This is a genomic window from Crossiella sp. CA198 (assembly GCF_052078295.1).
GTDB lineage: Bacteria > Actinomycetota > Actinomycetes > Mycobacteriales > Pseudonocardiaceae > Crossiella.
Window position 1 is genome coordinate 144,872 of sequence record NZ_JBQJIM010000015.1, and the last position, 17,076, is coordinate 161,947.

Consider the following 17,076-nt stretch of genomic DNA (forward strand, 5'->3'; position numbering starts at 1 on the left):
CCCGGAAGGCCCCGGTAGCCCAACCGGCAGAGGCAGCGGACTCAAAATCCGTCCAGTGTGGGTTCGACTCCCACCCGGGGCACGTACAGCATCCCCACGGGTGCCTGCTCGATGAGCAGGAACCCGTGGGGATGGCACGGCGTGGCCGGTCCGTTCTGCCTGGTTGGAGACCTGTGGTAGGTCGTCCGCCGGGAGCCGGATTTCGACCTTCACCTCATCGGTGTCCTCGATCAGCCGTACGGCGAGCCGGATGGTCTCGAACAGGCGCCTGATGTGCTCTTCGGGTGCCTCGGTGAGGTTGAGCTTGAGATAGGGCAGAGCGTCAAGGAGAGCGATGTCGTCCACACTGGGTGTGTCGGCTTCGCGCTCATCGGCAGCGTCGAGGTCGGCCACCGCCGTCAGCGCTGTCTTCTTCTGGGCGGCCAGTTCGTTGTAGGTGGTGCGCAGGCCCTGAGCGAAGGGGTCGTCGGGGTCGCCTTCCTGCGCCTGACGTAGGACGGTGGTCTGGCGGCGGGTGAGATCGGAGAGGACCCGCTGTAGTCGTTCGCGTTGGGCCTGGCGTTGTTGAGCGGCACGGTCGTCGAGCCCGTCCAGATCCGCAGCGAGGATCTCGCGGCGCCGAGGCCCGAAGACCCGGTCGGCGAGAAATTGGAAGACCGCGTCGAGGATGGATGACTCGCGAAGGTAGGCCGCCTTGGGGTGGCCTGTATACGTATCGGGACGGCCACGATTGTTGCTTTTGGGCCAGCACAAATAGTACGCATTGTTGTGCCGGTGGCTACCGTACATCCGCCGTCCGCAGCCGCAGAAGACCATGCCGCGCAATACGTAGGTGCGGCGAGTCTGAGGATGCACGTTGGGTTTGTTGTCGGCGCGCGAGCCTCGGCGTTCTTGGCGCCGGGCGTTGAGTTCGTCGTACATCCATTTCGGAATCAACGGCTCATGTACTGGTTTGGGCGACCACACCCACTTGATCGGGTCGTTGACCTTGCCTCGCTTCGAGCGGGACGCGCGTCGATTGAACACCTGGTATCCGGTGTATTTCGGGTTGCGCAGGATCTCGTAGACGCTGGTCTTGCCCCAGGCCCCTCGTGCCCGTTTGCCGCCGGCCGGCTCGGGCGGCGGGTATCGCGCCGGGTCGGAGTTTAGCCGGTCCGCGATGGTGCCGTAGCCATGCCCTTCGTGGTAACGCCAGTTGGCGATCTGCGTGACCGTTTCGGCGTGGACACCGTCAGGTTCAAGCCGGCTCTTGGTGTGCCCCTTGTCCGCCTTCATCGGGTTGGGATGTGGGATGACCTTAGCCTTGTATCCGTAAGGAGGCTTACCGATGTTGTAGCCCTCGCGCACGTGGGTGCACAAACCGCCCCAGGACTGTTCGAGAGTATTCAGGACTTCGTACTCGGCGATGGACTGGTTGATCCGGCGTTGCAGCACGCGTTGCGCGCGACTGCCAGTGAGGGTGATGGGCTCGTTGGAGGCGAACAGGGGCACGTCGGCGTGCTCCAACGCCCGCTCAACCGATAGACCCTCGTATAGGCGACGCGCGACACGGGCGATGCTTTCGCAGATCACCACGTCGAACCGTCGGCCGGGGTGCGCGGCTTCGGCCAGCAGGTCCGCGATTCCACCGTCACGGGCGATCGGGATGTCGAACCGCTCATAGTCCTTCCGCTGGCCACGCTGATCCAGCTCCATGCGGCCTGACTCGACGTCGTAGAAGTGGGCGACGATCACCCACGATGCCGGAAGCGCGGTCTTGCAGTTGCCGACCTGCCGCAGCATTGACTGCCGAGGGTCTTGTTGGTCCTCGGTCGAAGTCCGACCGAGCACTGCGACACGGATTTCATCGCGCATCAGGGCCGCGGTTGACGTGCCCAGCGGCGACACCGCGTAGTCGGAGAGACCGGATGGCCCCGACTCGGGGACTTCGGCTGTGCTGCGTTGTTCGATCGTCCGCAAGAGCGGATTGACCACGAGGTCGTCTTCGATACTCATGATCTACGGTCACCTTCTCCTTCTTCTTGCGAACCGAGTCGCGGCTGTCGTGTTCTCGCGGGCGTATGTCACGTCACGCGGCGCGGTCGTCTTCTTCTAGTCCGCGCTGCTCCGGCAGGGATTGCTGTTGCCCTGCCCAGCGCAGGAGAACCGCGATGACCGCGGCAAGCTCGCCACGTAGCCGCTGGCCTTCGGCCCCCCTGACGTAGGCCACTTCGCCGACGAAGTGGCGGCTTCCACCGCGGACCGGTTGCTCGTAACGCCAAGTCGTAGCGGCGTCGGCGCTGCCCGTGTCCGCGGATCGGTCCGGGAATGGAAACGCCGCCGCGACATCTGTTCGATTCCTATGGGCCCGAAAGCCTAACGCTGGAGACGGCGATACGGAGGCCCCGAACGAGTGGGCCTGCTCGTCACGGATTCCACCCACTGTCACCACCTTCCGTCGACTCGCTCGGCGTCGCCGTGCTGCCGGGTCTTGGCCACCGCCCGGTCGTCAGGGCGCAGGCGGCCGAGGGCGATGTCGTGGAAGGCAGGATTGAGATCGATGCCGATGTAGCGGCGGTGAAGGTGGCGGGCAGCCAGGCCGGTGGTGCCGGTACCGCTGAACGGATCGAGCACCATGCCGGCAGGCGGGCAGCTGGCCGCGATGCAGCGCAGGGGCAGCTCGATCGGGAACGCGGCGGGGTGGGCGTGCCGCTGTGGCCGGGTCGGGATCGACCAGACATCTCCGGGGTTCTTGCCCCGTGCCAGGGCAGCCTGCGCGATGTCACACGGCGGCCCGCCGCTGACGACCGGTTGGCGGATGGGGTCGAGGTCGAAGTGGTACCGGGCTTGCCGGGTCAGCAGGAACAGCAGTTCGTGGCGGCAGGCCAGGCGGTCACGGACCGGAGTGGGGGTGGAGTTGGGCTTGTGCCAGATGATCGCGTTGCGCAGGATCCAACCGTCGTCCTGCAACGCGAACGCGACCCGCCAGGGCATCCCGACCAGGTTCTTCACCGGCACGTCCGCCGCCGGCCGGAACCGGGGTTGCCGGTCCTGGCCGGGCTGGGCGCACCAGTAGCCGTCGGAGTTCGCGGAGTAGCTGTCGCCGAGGTTGAGCCACAGCGTCCCCGCGGGTGTGAGGACACGTCGCACTTCGGCGAAGACCTGACGCAGGGTGTCGATGTATGCGGCGGGGGTGGACTCCAGCCCGTACTGACCGTCCACACTCGTGGCGCCGCATCGCCGGCAGCGGCGGGACTGACTCGCCGAGGTGAGCAGATGCTCGTCATCGCTGGGGTGTGGGCAGTCCGGGGCGCCGCCGGTCCAGATGGCGGTGGCGTAGTCGCGCAGGCGCCAGTACGGCGGGGAGGTCACCGCACAGTCAGCGGTGCTGTCGTCCAACCCGCGCAGGATTCGCAGGGCGTCTCCGGCGTAGAGGGTGAAGTCGCGGTCAAGGTGGTAGGCGGCCGGGGTATGCCGGGCATGGTCGCCGGATGCGGTGGGCGCGATGGTGGTGGAGGGGAATGGTCGCCGCGTCGGCCCTGCGGCGTCGCGGACTCCGGGGGTGTTCATGACGCCCTCCGGTCCAGGGGGGCGGGGTGGTCGCTGCGCACGATCCCGAGCCGGTCCAGGCCGATGTCGTGGAATGCCGGGTTGAGGTCGATGCCGAGGTAGGTGCGGTCCAGGCTGCGGGCGGCCAGTCCGGTGGTGGCCGCGCCGCTGAACGGATCGAGCACGACGCCGCCCGGTGGGCAGCCCGCCGCGATGCAGCGTTGCGGCAGGTCGAGGGGAAAGGCCGCGAAGTGCGCGGCCCGCAGTGGCCTGGTGGTGATGGACCACACGTCACCGGGGTTCTTGCCACGGGGATGACCGGCGGTGTGCTGCCTGCCGGTAGGGCGCATCGCGTGGCCGGGCCGGTTGCCGGTGAACGCGGCCGTGTCGTGGTACTTGCCGGACGTGCCGTAGACGGCGTGGCCGCGTCGCCGCGCGGTGGCGTCGAGTCCGGCGTGCTGGCCTTTCCCGCCGCCAATGACGATTCCTTCGGTGAGCGCCTCCGGACGGCTCAGGGGCTCACGGACCGGGTCGAGGTCGAACCAGTAGGTGGGTTGTCTGACGAATAGGAACAGCAACTCGTAGCGATTGGACAGCCGGTCGCGAACGGACTCGGGCATGGCGTTGGGCTTGTGCCAGACGATCGCGTTGCGCAGGATCCAGCCGTCGCGTTGGAGAGCGAACGCGACCCGCCACGGCATGCCGATGAGGTTCTTGCGGGGAACACCGCGCGTGCGGTGCACGTCAGCGTGACGGACCGATTCCCGCAAGTGCGCCGCCGCCGACCGGCCCGACAGCGTGCTGTTGCGCATCGGGTCGCGGGTCCGGCCGGGTGGCTCGGCGCTGTAGGAATCGCCGAGGTTGAGCCACACAGTGCCGGTGTCGACCAGCACCCGTGACAGCTGGGCGAACACCGCGCGCAGCGTGTCCACGTACGCCTCGGGTGTGGGCTCCAATCCGTACTGCCGGTCCTGGCGGACCGCCCCGCACCGCGGGCACGCCGGCGGATTCCCTCCGCGGTTCGCTGGCGAGGCGGGAGCGCCAACTTCCGTACCGCGAGCCGGGAGTGAGTTGGCGCAGGGGCCGGTGGAGTGCGCACAGTCGGCTCGCCCGCCGATCCAGGTGCCGGTGCCGTAGTCGCGCAGGCCCCAGTAGGGCGGCGAGGTGACCACGCAGTGCACCGAGGAGTCGGCTAGCTCGGACAAGACCTCGATCGCATCGCCGGTGTAGAGGGTGACCTGCGAATCGGTGAAGTACGGAGCGCGCATCACACGGCCCTCCCCGGCCCGATGCCATCCCGCTCCGCGGTGTCCTGGCCGACGGCCTTACGGCGGGGCGCGCGGTGTTGCGCGCGGGCGAAGGTGGCCTCCGCTACCAGCGGCTCGTGCGCGTCGGGCGCTGAGCGCACCCACGCCTGGGGCGGGACAGCTCTGCCCGCGACGCGGCGTCCGTGGACCTGGCATCCGGTGTAGCGCGGATTGGCCAGGATGTGCCGGATTGTGGAGGCGGCCCAGGTTCCGGGCTGTCCAGTGGCAGGGGAGGTGGGGGCCGGGTACCGATGGGGGTCGGCGGTCAGCCGGGCCAGGATGGCCGTGTGGCCGAGCCGCTCGTGGACTCGCCAGCGGAAGATCGCACTCACCACCCGACCCGTGACGGGGTCCGCGACGAGTCGGACCCGACGGCCTGCCCGGCTGGACCGAGCCGGGCCGCGCACCGGGACAGCGCGGTAGCCGTAGGGCGTCGGCCCGAGGTGGAAGCCGGCGCGGATCAACTCGGCTACGGCGTCACGTGCGCGCCGGATGTTCTCGGCGTGGTAGTCGGCCAGCACCGCGTCGCGTACCCGCTGCGGCAGTGCGTCCGCGGTGCGGGACGTGGCGGTCCCAGCGGTGCCGATGGGCTCGGGCGTGGCCGGTGGGACGGACGGTTCCCCGCACCGGTCGTCGGAGGCCGAGCGTCGCCGGAAGGGGCACCGGGTGATCATGGCAAGGAGCCAGGCCGACCTCCGCCGGACTCCCCGGGCGGTGACCGTGGCATCCGGTGCCGTGCCGGTCACCGAGGCCGGTGTGGGCTGGGTGTGCTCGATCATGTGAAGGTCCTGTTCGTCGCGTGGCGGCAGGGCACCGGAGACGGACTCCGTGTCAGGGCAGTGGGTGATCTGGCTGCGGGGGTGCGGTGTGCCGGGTGGGCACCGGTGTCGGCGCGCGGCGCGCACGGCGGCCCGCTGGCGGCGGTAGTGGGGGTGCCAGCCGCATTCACGGCAATACGGGCGCCGGCTCATGCGGCTCGCCCCCGGCAGCCGTGGTGGGCTTCGGCCGCGGGCCTCCGCATTGGCGTGGAGAGCATCGCCGGCAGGTGGCCTCCGGCGGCGGCGAGGGCAACAGGTTCGGCCAGGGCGGGGACGCGGAACACCAAGACGTCGTGATGGACCGGCAGCAGTGTCGGCGCACCGGCGGCGCGGTCGCGGGCGGTGGCCCGGCGTTGCGCGAGCGACGCGCACGTGACCAAGCGGCTGCCGCGCAGCTCCGCCAGCAGGGCCACGCAGCGCGCGGCCGGGATGAGCCCCGCTGTTTGTCCGGCAGCCAGCACCGGGCTCGGCAGGTCCAGCAGCGCCCCGGCGTGCCGCCTCGGCCGGAGGATGACGATGACGTGCCCGCCGGGGCGCACCAGCGGCCGACAGTGCCGCAGGGTCCGGGTCAGACTCGTCAGGGCGTTGTCCGGATCGCCGCCACCAAGGTCACAGCCGCCGTGGAGGCGCAGGGTGGTGAGCACCAGTCCTACGCGACCGGCCAGTCCGGCCGCTCGCACAGTCGCCAGCAGTTGCGGCTTACCGTCCAGGACGGAGCCGTCTCGCCAGGCGCCGTGGCGTTTGGCGGCCGTGACGTTGGCGCGCGCAGTGTTCCACCAGCGGGCGTTCGGAGTGAGTCCGACGGCGTGCCGACCCGCGCGCAGCGCTTCCACCAGAACGGTGCCCGCCCCACAGTCCGGGTCCAGCACTACCTCACCTGGCTGGCTGTAGGTCGTGATGGCGTAGACGGCGATTGCGGGCACGACCCGCTCGGCGTCAGCCGCGGTGTCAGCCACGTAGCCGCCGTCCCGCAGCTGGCCGATCTCATCGTGCTGCCCGGTCTGCCACACCGACAGCGCCGCCGGCCGCACCGCCGCCGAAGCTGCTTTGTTGAACTTCTCCGCCGCCGCCTGGGGGCGGGGGCCAGGACTGACCACCCCATCAGACATCAGAGGTCTCCCTGTCGCCGGTGGCCGTGGCGGGGCTCGGGAGCCTGGTGAAGATGAGCAGATCGGAGTGGACCTGTGCGGGTGCCTGCGGTGCGCCGACCACGCTCGCCGGGACGAGGTGATGGTCGGTCGCGGAGTCCGCGCCGGTGTCCAGCGCACCGCTCCGGACGGGAACCCACAGCAGCGCCGCGTGATCGCGAAAGGTCAGCCCGGCAGCCCGGACAATGCGCACGAGCATTCCCGTGGGATCGGTTAGCCGCCCCGCGCGACGGTCACTGTGTGTGATGACTGCAAGGATGCCGTGAACGGTCAGCAGGCGATCCCAGTCCCGTGTGCGCACCCAACGCGGAGCCTGGGGGTTGACAGTGGTGATGATCAGGTCGAAGCGGTCCGGAGGATTGGCCGCCCGCCGTCCGGTCGGCTCGACCGGAGTGCGTGAGTCGGATCGGCCGGTGTCGCCGGGATCCGGACTGGTGTCGCCAAGGTGTCGGTCCGAGTCCGATGCCCGGACTGGCGGATCGGACCGCTCGGCGATGCCAGCATCGGTCGGACTGGCAGCCGGACTGTCGGTCGGACCGGCCGTGTAGGTCTGGACGCCGCGACCGAGCCGGACCACGGTCCAGGCCGCCTCGTGCAGTCCGGCGTACGGACCGTGACCCCGGCCGCCGCCGACCGCCGACGAACCGGAGGCGGTCCGTCGGGAGCCGCTCGGTGGGGCCAGCAGGAGGACCCGGTGGCCCGGTTCGGTGTAGGTGGTGACGATCCTGACCACGGCGGTCAGCAACCAGTCGGCGAGCAGTCCGGTGCCTTCGCGTTGCTCGCCCTGGGCGCAGGGCCAGACTGTGGACGGGAGCCGGTGCGACAACGGCAGCCGGGGTGTTCGTCGCCGTGGCGGAGAGGCCGAGGCACGAGTCCGTTCGAGACGTCGTGTGTGGCGGGAACCGGAGTTGCCGCTGTCATGGTCGCTGCCGTTGCCGTGGATCATGGGTGGCTCCCGGACGGGTCTGGGGCGTTTTTACTGTCACTCCTTAAAGCCCTTTTTTGGCCCCGTTTTGGACACGTCATGAGGATTTTTTCCGTGCCCGCGGATGACGCTCAACAGTCCGAGCAGTTGCCGGGGTGTCGACCGCCTTTCAGTAGTGACGACGCGCCGACTGCATCGTCAAGCATGTCCGTCGCGGATGTGGAAACGAAACGACTTTCAAGATTTTTCCACGACCGGAGATGATCACTTAAGTGATCTTGAGAAGCTTTGGGTGCAGTCCCCCCCATGGTGGCAGGATGGTTGCTAGGTCAAAACTAAAGACCAGTTCAGGGTAGCTAACGTGAATAGCTTGAGATCGTCGCCGACTCTTTGAAGTCGATCTCCGTGTGTTGGTGTTTGATGGTGAATTAGTAAAAGAATGGCAGTCGCATAGATCATTTGTTCATGATCTTTAGTATTTAAGTAGTAGTGGCCATGGCTTCCTGGTGGCGTTGTTGACCTCGATGCCGCAGGAGTCACGTCATGGCAGCAAAGTTGTGGGCTCGCGATCCCGAAGTCGCGACCGCGGTGAACTCCCTGGATGTCGCACGCGACGCCTTTACCTGGTTGGTGATGGGGCCGGAACCGATTTCCGTGGACGGCCGGTTGTTTCCACGCCTGCCGCCTCGCCGACTGCCGCTGGACGAGGTGCGTGACCACCTGCTGGCCCGACGGTGCACGCAGGCCACCCGGGACGCGGTGTGGGCGCACCTGGTACTGCGCTCGCGGATCTCGGGGTCGCGCTGGACAGTCGCCGCGGTCGGCGTGGCGCTGCCGGCGCTGACCTCGGTCGCCGCGTCGCTGTCCGCCCGGTTCCCCGGTGACCCGGCGGACCTGGCTGCCGAGGTGTTGCGCGGTTTCCTGGCCGCGTTGTCGACCGTCGATGTGCGCCGACCGCGGATCATGCTCCGGTTGCGGTGGGACGCCTACCGGTCCGGCCACGACGCGCTCACCGAAGCGTTGGCGGGTCCGATTCCGGTCGCTCCGGGCTTCCGTTCGACCCCGCCGCACCCGCCGTGGGGGCATCCGGATCTGGTGCTGGCGCGCGCGGTCGCGGAGGAAGTCCTGACCCCGGCCGAAGCCGAGTTGATCGGTACGACCCGGCTGGAGAACGTGGTTCTGTCGGACTGGGCGGCCCGCCACCAGACACCGCTGTGGGCGGCGTACAAGACCCGCAAACGCGCCGAGAACCGACTGCTCGCCTACCTGCGTGACGACGCTGTTGACGACGAGCCGACCGACTCTCTGACCAACCGCGTGGCCGTCGCGATCGCCCTGGCGCGACCAGTCACCACCTGCCAGTGCACCGGCCACGACACCGACGAGCCATCACTGTCCGTGTCTGCTCGGCTGGGAACTCGTCCGCGCAAAGTTCGCCGCCACATGTCCAAAACGGACCCGAAATCCGGTGTTCAGGGGTGCGGGACCACTCCGGCCTCGCCGCGCTGTTCGGAGGTGCCCCCATGTGCCTGACCCCGCCCTCGCGCACCGTCGCGCCACCCGCGACCCCGGGCTCGGACGGTCGACGGTGCACTCGTCCCTGGCTCGGCAACACCGCCATCGGCCCGGTTGACCCGGCTGCCCCTGCCCAGGGTCCTCGGACGACTACGCCTCGGACGCCACGAAGTCGGACCGTGCGCACCTGGCTGCTGGTCCTCTCGGCGATTGCCCTGGGTTTGCTGGGGATGGCCTCGTCGGCGCAGGCCGACCCGGTCGGCGTGCTGGCGCTGGCCAAGTCGCTGGAGGAGGTGCTGAGCAGAATTCAGCTCTGGCTGCTGGGCATCTTCGCCGCGGTCGCGACCCTGTTCCTCAGCATCGGCGGCGCCCGCTACAGCATGTCCGGCGGGGACCCGGGCGAGGCCGCCAAAGGCAAGTTGGCGATGAAGTGCGCCGGCCTGGGCTACCTGGTGGCGCTGCTGGCGCCACTGGTGGTGGAGATCCTCAAGAAGATCGTCGGGGCCTGACCGTGAACACCAGCAGGCTCCTCGACACACAGCGCCGGCACCGCCGCGGTGTGCGGCGGGGGTGGGCCAGGTGGGCGCTGGCGGGGAGTCTGGGCCTGCTACTGGCCGCCGCCGTGGCGGTCACCGCCGCCGCCCAGCCCACCACACCGCCGCCCACCACACCGCCGCCCACCCCGGCGCCGAGCACCACCACCACTACGAACAGCCCGAGGCCGGTCCCGTCCACGCCGCCGTGCACGGGACCAGGCTGTCTGCCCCAGCCCACCGCACCGGGGCGACCTCCTGGCCAGCCGGGTGGATCGGGAAAGGTGGTCTGCTCCCTGTGGGACTCCGAGACCTGGTCGGTCTGCCTGGACACGATGCTGACCGAGCTGTTCCGGGACATGGCTTTCGCAGTGCTCAACCCGCTGCTGGAACTGCTCGGCAACACCCTGCTCACCACCCCGACCCCGGAGACGCTGCCCCGCCTCGGTGAGCTGTGGCAGACCTCCTGGGAGATCGTGCTGGCCTGCTACGGGCTGCTCATCGTCTTCGCCGGGATGCAGCTGATGGCCTATCAGAGCGTGCAGACCCGCTACTCAGCCCAGGAGATCCTGCCCAGGCTCATCACCGGGTTCCTGGCCAGTGCGCTGTCACTGTTCGTCTCGGTCAAGGCCATCGAGCTGGCCAATGCCCTGTCCGCCGCGTTGATGGGCCAGGGGGTCAACCCCACGGCGGCCGCGGACGCGCTGAAGAGCTTGTTGCTGGGTCCCTCGTTCGTGATGACCCTCGTGCAGGCCCTGTTGACGGTCGCGGTGGCCATCGGGGTCATCGCGGTGCTGCTGACCTACATCGTTCGGGTCACGGTGACCGCGCTGCTCATCGCGGCCGCCCCGCTGTTGTTGATGGGCCACGCCCTGTCGATCTCCGACGGGGTGGCGAGGTGGTGGTGGAAAGCCTTCGGCGGGTGCCTGGCGGTGCAACTGGCCCAGTCCCTGACCTTGATCACAGCGCTGCGGGTGATCCTGGCACCGGGGTTCACCCCGCTAGGCCCGACTGGCGGGGGACTGGTCAACCTGCTGGTCGGGCTCGCACTGCTCTACATCCTGGTCAAGATCCCGTTCTGGATCCTCGCGCCGCTGCGCCTGAGCCAGGGTCGCTCGCTCATCGGCGGGCTGGCGCGCGCCTATGTCATGGGCAAGGCGTTCGGCCTGCTCGGCACCCGCAGACCCGGCGCCGCGGCATCTGGTGCCCGCTCGGACACCCCACGCCCACTCGCGAACGCGGGGCAGGCGGCCAGCGCCGGGCCGCCGTGGCCGATGGCGATCCGGGAATGGGGCGGACTGGCCGGCGTTGGAGGCCCGGAGGCCGTCGCCCGTCGCCTCCGCGACCACCGCGCCGCCACCCTCACGCGCACACAGACGCCCAGCCGGGTCGCGGCGGTGCGGTTCCAGCAACACACCCCGCAGACCCCCACCCACGACCTGGCAACCCGCCACGCCTCGGAGGCCCCGGCCATGACCATCTTCCACAGCCCCATCCCGGGCCGCCCCACGCCGAAGGCGCCCTTCCTACGCCCCACGGTCATGCCCAGCACGCCCAGGTTCCAGGCCCCAGCCGGCGCGGCGAGCCCACTGACTCGGGTGCCGCTCGCGCAGGTGCCCACACACCTGCAGTTCCGGCCCGCCAGCACCGAGCCGCCACAGCCACCCCGCACCGCCAGCTCCGCGCCCGCGGCCCCGGTGTTCGGGCATCCGGCAGCCTCACCCGTCGGACGCCGCGCCCGCTCCCACACCCCTGCCCCCACACAGTTCCAGTCCCCACCAGTCCCCAGTGCCACGTCGGCGAGCGGTCCGGACTTCACCGTGACGACGTTGATGTTCCAGGCGCCGCAGCCTGCCCCACCGACTCGATCTGGAGGTGCGAAGTGACCGCGCCGATCCGCATCTCGGCCGATGTCGATCGGCCGGACCGCATCCTCGGCCCGTTCACCGGTCGGCAGGTGCTCATCCTGGCCACCGTCGGCGCTCTGCTCTATGCCGGCTACCTGCTGACCCGGGCCTTCCTGCCGCTGCTGTTCTTCGCGCTGGCCGCCCTGCCGATCGCCGCGCTGGCGGTGGCGTTGGCGCTGGGTCAGCGGGACGGGATCAGCCTGGACCGCCTCGCCCTCGCCGCACTGCGGCAGGCGTTGCGCCCACGGCACCGGGTCGCCGCACCGGAGGGCATCCCGGCCGCCCCAGCGTGGCTGGCCCAGCACGCCACCCACTCCACCACCACCCAGGGCGTGTCACCAGCACCCCTGGAGCTGCCGGCGCAGGCGGTCACCGACACCGGTGTCATCGACCTCGGTGCCGACGGCCTGGCCGTGCTGGCGGTGTGCTCCACGGTCAACTTCGCCTTGCGCACCGCCGCCGAACAACAAGCCCTCGTCGCCGTCTTCGCCCGCTTCCTCAACAGCCTCACCGCCCCGGTACAACTGCTGGTGCGCGCCCAACGCCTGGACCTGTCCACTCAGATCGCCGAACTCCAGACCGCCGCGCCGCGGCTACCGCATCCCGCGCTGGAACAGGCCGCCTGCGAACACGCCGACTACCTCACCCAACTCGCCCGAACCACAGACCTGCTGCGGCGTCAGGTCCTGCTCGTCCTGCGCGAGCCCCTCCACTGCGGCACTACCCCCGGTAGGTCTCTGCTGGCCAGGTTCGGCCGCGCACAGGGTGGGCAGGACGAGGGGGCACGCAGGGCCGCGGAAATGCGGCTGGTGCAGCGGATACAGGAAGCCGCCGCGCTGCTGGCCCCAGCCGGGATCACTGTGGCGCCCCTGGAGCCCGGAGCCACGGCCAGCGTGCTCGCCGGGGTCTGCAACCCCGACTCGCTCATCCCGCCGGGCACCGTGCTGGCCGCCGCGGACGAGGTTGTCACCACCGCCCCGGCCGACGGCTGGAACCCCGCCGCCTTCGGCACCCCACCCCACACCGAGGACCCCGGAGGTGATTGGCGATGAGCCGCACCAACCTCACCGGCAGTGGGGCGTTCACCCCGGACGCGATCACCATCGGCGCCCGCCACCTGGAAGTCGGCGGCGAACAGGTGGCCTCCTTCGCCATCACCGGCTACCCGCGCGAGGTCCACCCCGGCTGGCTCCAACCGCTGCTGACCTACCCCGGGCGCCTGGACGTCAGCCTGCACATCGAGCCCATCGACCCGGTCACCGCCGCCGACCGACTGAAAAAGCAAGTCGGCCGTCTCGGCTCCACTCCCGCGCAGAGTTCTGACCGGTACGCCGCGATCGCCCTGGCCGATGCCGAAGACCTCGCCGACCGGCTGGCCCGCGGCCAGGACAAGCTGTTCCGCTTCGGCCTCTACCTCACCGTGCACGCCCACACCGCGCCAGAGCTGGCCACCGAGGTCGCCGCGGTGCGTTCGCTGGCCGCCTCGCTGCTACTGGATGCCAAACCGGCCAGCTACCGCAGCCTGCAAGGCTGGGTCACCACCCTGCCCCTCGGCTTGGACCAGCTCAGGTTGCGCCGCACCTTCGACACCACCGCCCTCGCAGCCAGCTTTCCGTTCACCAGCCCTGACCTGCCCGCCCCCGACCCCGCCTCCGCGGCCGTGCCGACCGGGGTGCTCTACGGGTTCAACCTCGGCTCCCAAGGACTGGTCCACCACGACCGCTTCGCCTGCGCCAACCACAACTCGGTGATCCTGGGCTGCTCCGGCGCCGGCAAGTCCTATCTGGTCAAGCTCGAAGCCTTGCGCTCGCTCTACCGCGGCGTGCAGGTGCTCATCGTCGACCCCGAAGACGAATACGCCCGCCTGGCCGCAGCCATCGGCGGCACCCACCTACGGCTGGGCGCCGACGGCATCCACCTCAACCCCCTCGACCTGCCGGTGCACACCCGCACCGACGGACGGCGCACCGCACCGCGGGACGCCCTGGTACGGCGGTCACTGTTCCTGCACACCGTCATCGCGGTTCTGCTCGCCGCCGAACTCGACGCCGCCGAGCGGGTCTGCCTGGACCGGGCGATCACCGCGACCTACACCGCGGCCGGGATCACCGGCGACCCCCGCACCTGGCTACGCCCCGCACCCCTGCTGAGCGACCTGGCAACCACCCTCACCCACTCCGCAGACCCAGCCGGGCAAGCCCTGGCGGCGCGGTTGCAGCCCTACACCACCGGCGCGTTCTCGGGGCTGTTCGCCGGGCCGACCACGCTGCGTCCGGAAGGCCACTTCGTGATCTTTTCTCTGCGAGAGCTGGCCGAGGAACTCAAACCCCTCGGCACCCTGCTCGCGCTGGACGCGGTCTGGCGACAGGTCTCCAATACCGCGATCCGCCGCCCCCGGCTGGTCGTGGTCGACGAAGCCTGGATGCTGATGCGCCAACCGGCCGGCGCGGAATTCCTCTTCCGCATGGCCAAAGCCGGCCGCAAACACTGGGCCGGCCTCACCGTGGCCACCCAGGACGCCGCCGACGTGCTCGGCTCCGACATCGGCAAAGCCGTCATCGCCAACGCCAACACCCAGATCCTGCTGCGCCAGGCCCCACAGGCCATCGAGGAGATCGGCCACGCCTTCACCCTCTCCGCAGGGGAACGCCAGTTCCTGCTTGCCGCCGCCCAAGGCCAAGGGCTGCTGGCCACCGACACTCACCGGGTCGCCTTCCAAGCTCTGGCCTCCCCGGCCGAACACACCCTGATCACAACAGACCCGAAGTTCCTCGCCACCCTTCAGGATTCCGAGACGAACTCCGGGTGGCTGGACATGGAGTCCGTGGCCGTCGACGCGGCAGGCGAGCCGCCGGAGGAGGTCGAAGTCGATGCGGCCTGACCACATCCCGTCCAACCCAACCGCCGGAATCCCCTTGGCGGACAGCGGAACCGTGCAGGCATCACCGTTGACCGACTACCTGCGCGACCCGTGGAGTGCCCTGGCCGCCGCCGCAAACACGATCTGGGAGTGGCTATTGGCTTGGGGCCCGCTCGGTGGCGGCGTGCTCGCTCCGCTCATCGGCGTGATGGTCGTGACCCGGGTCCTATGTCGGCGTCGTAACCAGGCCCGGCTCTCCGACCGGGCGCGGCTGGTCACAGTGCTGGCCCCGCCCACCGCCGAGCCCGCCGGGGCGATCGCCTTGTGGTCCAACCTCATCGGCTTGCTCCGTCCCGCCTGGAAACGTCTGCTGCACGGCCAGCCGCACCTGAGTTTCGAGTACGACTTCACCATCGAGGGCCTGCAGATCCGACTGTGGGTACCCGGCGTCGTGCCGCCGGGACTGATCGAACGCGCGGTCGAAGCCGCCTGGCCCGGCGCCCACACCCGCACCGCTCCCACCCCGCTCCCACAAGACCAATCGGGCGAAACGCTGGGCGGCGAACTGCGTTTGGCCCGCACCGAAGCACTGCCCATCCGCACCGACTTCGCCGCAGATCCACTTCGAGCCCTGCTCGGTGTCGCCGTCGGCCTCGGCCCATACGAACGTGTCCAGGTGCAGATCCTGGCCCGCCCGGTCACCGGACGCCGACTGGCCAAAGCCCGCCGCGCCGCGCGATGCCTGCACACCGGCCGCTCGACCAACCTGACCGGCCGCCTGCTCGACCTCATCACCCCAGGCGGCAACACCCAGCGGCCGAGGCACACTTCCTGGTCGGGGCCACGGGTGGATCGGCAGACCAGTCTGGACTACCACGCTCAGGACCGGGCAATCGTTGCCAAGCAACGGGAACCGCAGTATGAAACCCGCATCCGTTACCTGGTGTCCACCACCTTGGACACCGAGCCCACCCGGGACGAGCGCGCCGCCATCCTCGCCGTTCTCCGCGGCCGGGGCCACGCCCTGGCCGCAGCGTTCGCCCTCTTCGCCGAACACAACCACTACCGCCGCGCTCGCCTGCGCCGGCCCGGGGACAAGGTGGCATCCCGGCGCCTGGACAGCGGCGATCTGCTGTCAGTGCCCGAACTCGCCGCCCTGGCCCACCTGCCCCTGGACGAAGCCGCCCCTGGCCTGCGCCGCGCCGGCGCCCGCGCACTCCCGCCGCCGCCGGGTGTCGTCGCCACCGGTCCGCAGGTCAAACCGATTGGTGTCAGCGACACCAGCCACGTCCGCCCGATCGGTCTGCACACAGCGGATGCCCGCCAGCATCTGCACATCCTCGGCAAGACCGGCTCCGGCAAGTCCGAGCTGATCGCCAACATGGTCCTGGCCGACGCCCACGCCGGCCGCGGCGTGGTGGTCATCGACCCCAAAGGTGACCTGGTCAACGACCTGCTCATGCGGTTGCCGGAGGAACTGGGGGAGAAGGTGGTGCTCTTCGACGCTGACAGCGCAACGCGGCCACCGGTGCTGAACCCGTTGGAGGGCAAGGACGTCGCCCGCACAGTCGACAACCTGGTGTCGATTTTCGCCCGGATCTACGCCAACTCCTGGGGACCGCGCACCGAGGACATCCTGCGCGCCAGCCTGCTCACCCTCACAACCCAGCCCGGCACCCCGACCCTGCTGGAGTTGCCGAAGCTGTTGACCGTTCCCGCCTTCCGGGATCGCGCCACCGAGCACATCCGCGACGAAGTCCTACTCGGCTTCTGGGCGGGGTTCAACAGCTTGTCCGACCCGGCACGCGCCCAGGTGATCGCGCCCCTGATGAACAAGCTCCGCGGTCTGTTACTGCGCCCGTTCGTCCGCAACGCCTTCGCCGGTGGAGCATCCACAGTGGACATGACCAAGGTCCTCGACGGCGGGATCTGCCTGGTGCGTATCGCCGAGGACGCACTCGGCGAGGACACCACCAGCATGGTTGGCTCCCTCATCGTCGCGGCCACCTGGCACGCGGCCACCAGCCGAGGCCGCCTTCCCCAACACCGGCGCCGGGATGCCGCGGTCTACATCGACGAGTGCCACAACTTCCTCAACCTGCCCTACTCCCTGGAATCCCTGCTTGCCAAAGCGCGTGCATACCGCCTGTCGATGGTGCTGGCCCACCAGAATCTGGATCAGCTCCCCAACGACCTGCACGCCGGAATCTCAGCCAACGCCCGATCCAAGCTGTTCTTCGCCGCCAGCCCCGAAGACGCCCGGCAACTGGCCCGCCACACCACCCCACGCCTGACCGAACACGACCTCGCCCACCTGGGCGCCTTCCACCTCGCCGCCCGTCTGGTCCTCGACGGTGAAGACACCCACCCCTTCACCGCCCGCACCCGCAAACTCCCACCCGCCATCCCCGGCCGCGCCCATGCCATCCGCACGGCAGCCTTGATCAACACCCGCCCGCAGGGAGAGAACCTCCCGATCCGGCCCGCCACCCGGCGACCGGCCGACCCACGCCGCGCCGCCTGAACCACTGGAGG

General features: G+C 69.6%; 13 protein-coding genes, 1 tRNA gene and 1 pseudogene. 8 read left to right on the top strand and 7 right to left on the bottom strand.

Translation table 11 applies throughout. The features are described from left to right. Positions 1 to 8 precede the first annotated feature (8 nt). Positions 9 to 82, top strand: a tRNA-Leu gene (locus ACTOWY_RS25330). 467 nt (positions 83 to 549) lie between these two features. Next, positions 550 to 675, top strand: coding sequence for a hypothetical protein (locus ACTOWY_RS25335; RefSeq protein WP_441312165.1), 126 nt, complete (start codon positions 550 to 552; stop codon positions 673 to 675). 30 nt (positions 676 to 705) lie between these two features. Here ACTOWY_RS25335 and ACTOWY_RS25340 read toward each other — a convergent pair. The 7 genes and pseudogenes from ACTOWY_RS25340 to ACTOWY_RS25370 all read right to left on the bottom strand — a co-directional run. After that, positions 706 to 1,995 (bottom strand): annotated as a pseudogene (locus ACTOWY_RS25340) (recombinase family protein); the annotation flags it as partial. Between the two features lie 73 nt (positions 1,996 to 2,068). After that, positions 2,069 to 2,209, bottom strand: coding sequence for a hypothetical protein (locus ACTOWY_RS25345; RefSeq protein WP_441312166.1), 141 nt, complete (start codon positions 2,207 to 2,209; stop codon positions 2,069 to 2,071). 215 nt (positions 2,210 to 2,424) lie between these two features. Further along, a complete protein-coding gene (locus ACTOWY_RS25350) occupies positions 2,425 to 3,549 on the bottom strand; it encodes a DNA-methyltransferase (RefSeq protein WP_441312167.1) in 1,125 nt (374 codons plus the stop codon). Next, positions 3,546 to 4,796: a DNA-methyltransferase gene (locus ACTOWY_RS25355; protein ID WP_441312168.1), complete on the bottom strand. Its 1,251-nt coding sequence runs from the start codon at positions 4,794 to 4,796 to the stop codon at positions 3,546 to 3,548. The genes ACTOWY_RS25350 and ACTOWY_RS25355 overlap by 4 nt, the downstream gene beginning before the upstream one ends. Further along, a complete protein-coding gene (locus ACTOWY_RS25360) occupies positions 4,796 to 5,614 on the bottom strand; it encodes a recombinase family protein (RefSeq protein ID WP_441312169.1) in 819 nt (272 codons plus the stop codon). The genes ACTOWY_RS25355 and ACTOWY_RS25360 overlap by 1 nt, the downstream gene beginning before the upstream one ends. 188 nt (positions 5,615 to 5,802) lie before the next feature. Continuing rightward, positions 5,803 to 6,762, bottom strand: a complete 960-nt coding sequence (locus ACTOWY_RS25365) for a DNA methyltransferase (RefSeq protein WP_441312170.1) — start codon at positions 6,760 to 6,762, stop codon at positions 5,803 to 5,805. After that, complete coding sequence (locus ACTOWY_RS25370) at positions 6,755 to 7,747, bottom strand: hypothetical protein (RefSeq protein ID WP_441312171.1); 993 nt, start codon at positions 7,745 to 7,747, stop codon at positions 6,755 to 6,757. Before ACTOWY_RS25370 ends, ACTOWY_RS25365 begins: the two co-directional genes overlap by 8 nt. 522 nt (positions 7,748 to 8,269) lie before the next feature. Between ACTOWY_RS25370 and ACTOWY_RS25375 the strand changes: the two genes are divergently transcribed. The 6 genes from ACTOWY_RS25375 (at position 8,270) to ACTOWY_RS25400 (ending at position 17,065) form a co-directional block, all read left to right on the top strand. Next, entirely contained in the window at positions 8,270 to 9,259 is a 990-nt protein-coding gene (locus ACTOWY_RS25375) for a hypothetical protein (RefSeq protein WP_441312172.1), read from the top strand. A gap of 161 nt (positions 9,260 to 9,420) precedes the next feature. Continuing rightward, entirely contained in the window at positions 9,421 to 9,750 is a 330-nt protein-coding gene (locus ACTOWY_RS25380) for a pilin (protein WP_247757894.1), read from the top strand. A 308-nt stretch (positions 9,751 to 10,058) separates the two neighbouring features. Continuing rightward, positions 10,059 to 11,660 carry a hypothetical protein gene (locus tag ACTOWY_RS25385; protein ID WP_441312173.1) on the top strand — a complete coding sequence of 534 codons (1,602 nt, stop codon included), beginning with the start codon at positions 10,059 to 10,061 and terminating at the stop codon, positions 11,658 to 11,660. Then, on the top strand, positions 11,657 to 12,733 hold the full coding sequence (locus ACTOWY_RS25390) for a PrgI family protein (RefSeq protein ID WP_441312174.1): 1,077 nt from the start codon (positions 11,657 to 11,659) through the stop codon (positions 12,731 to 12,733). The genes ACTOWY_RS25385 and ACTOWY_RS25390 overlap by 4 nt, the downstream gene beginning before the upstream one ends. Further along, positions 12,730 to 14,562, top strand: a complete 1,833-nt coding sequence (locus ACTOWY_RS25395) for a VirB4 family type IV secretion system protein (protein ID WP_441312175.1) — start codon at positions 12,730 to 12,732, stop codon at positions 14,560 to 14,562. Before ACTOWY_RS25390 ends, ACTOWY_RS25395 begins: the two co-directional genes overlap by 4 nt. After that, positions 14,552 to 17,065, top strand: coding sequence for a type IV secretory system conjugative DNA transfer family protein (locus ACTOWY_RS25400; RefSeq protein WP_441312176.1), 2,514 nt, complete (start codon positions 14,552 to 14,554; stop codon positions 17,063 to 17,065). The genes ACTOWY_RS25395 and ACTOWY_RS25400 overlap by 11 nt, the downstream gene beginning before the upstream one ends. Positions 17,066 to 17,076: the final 11 nt, after the last annotated feature.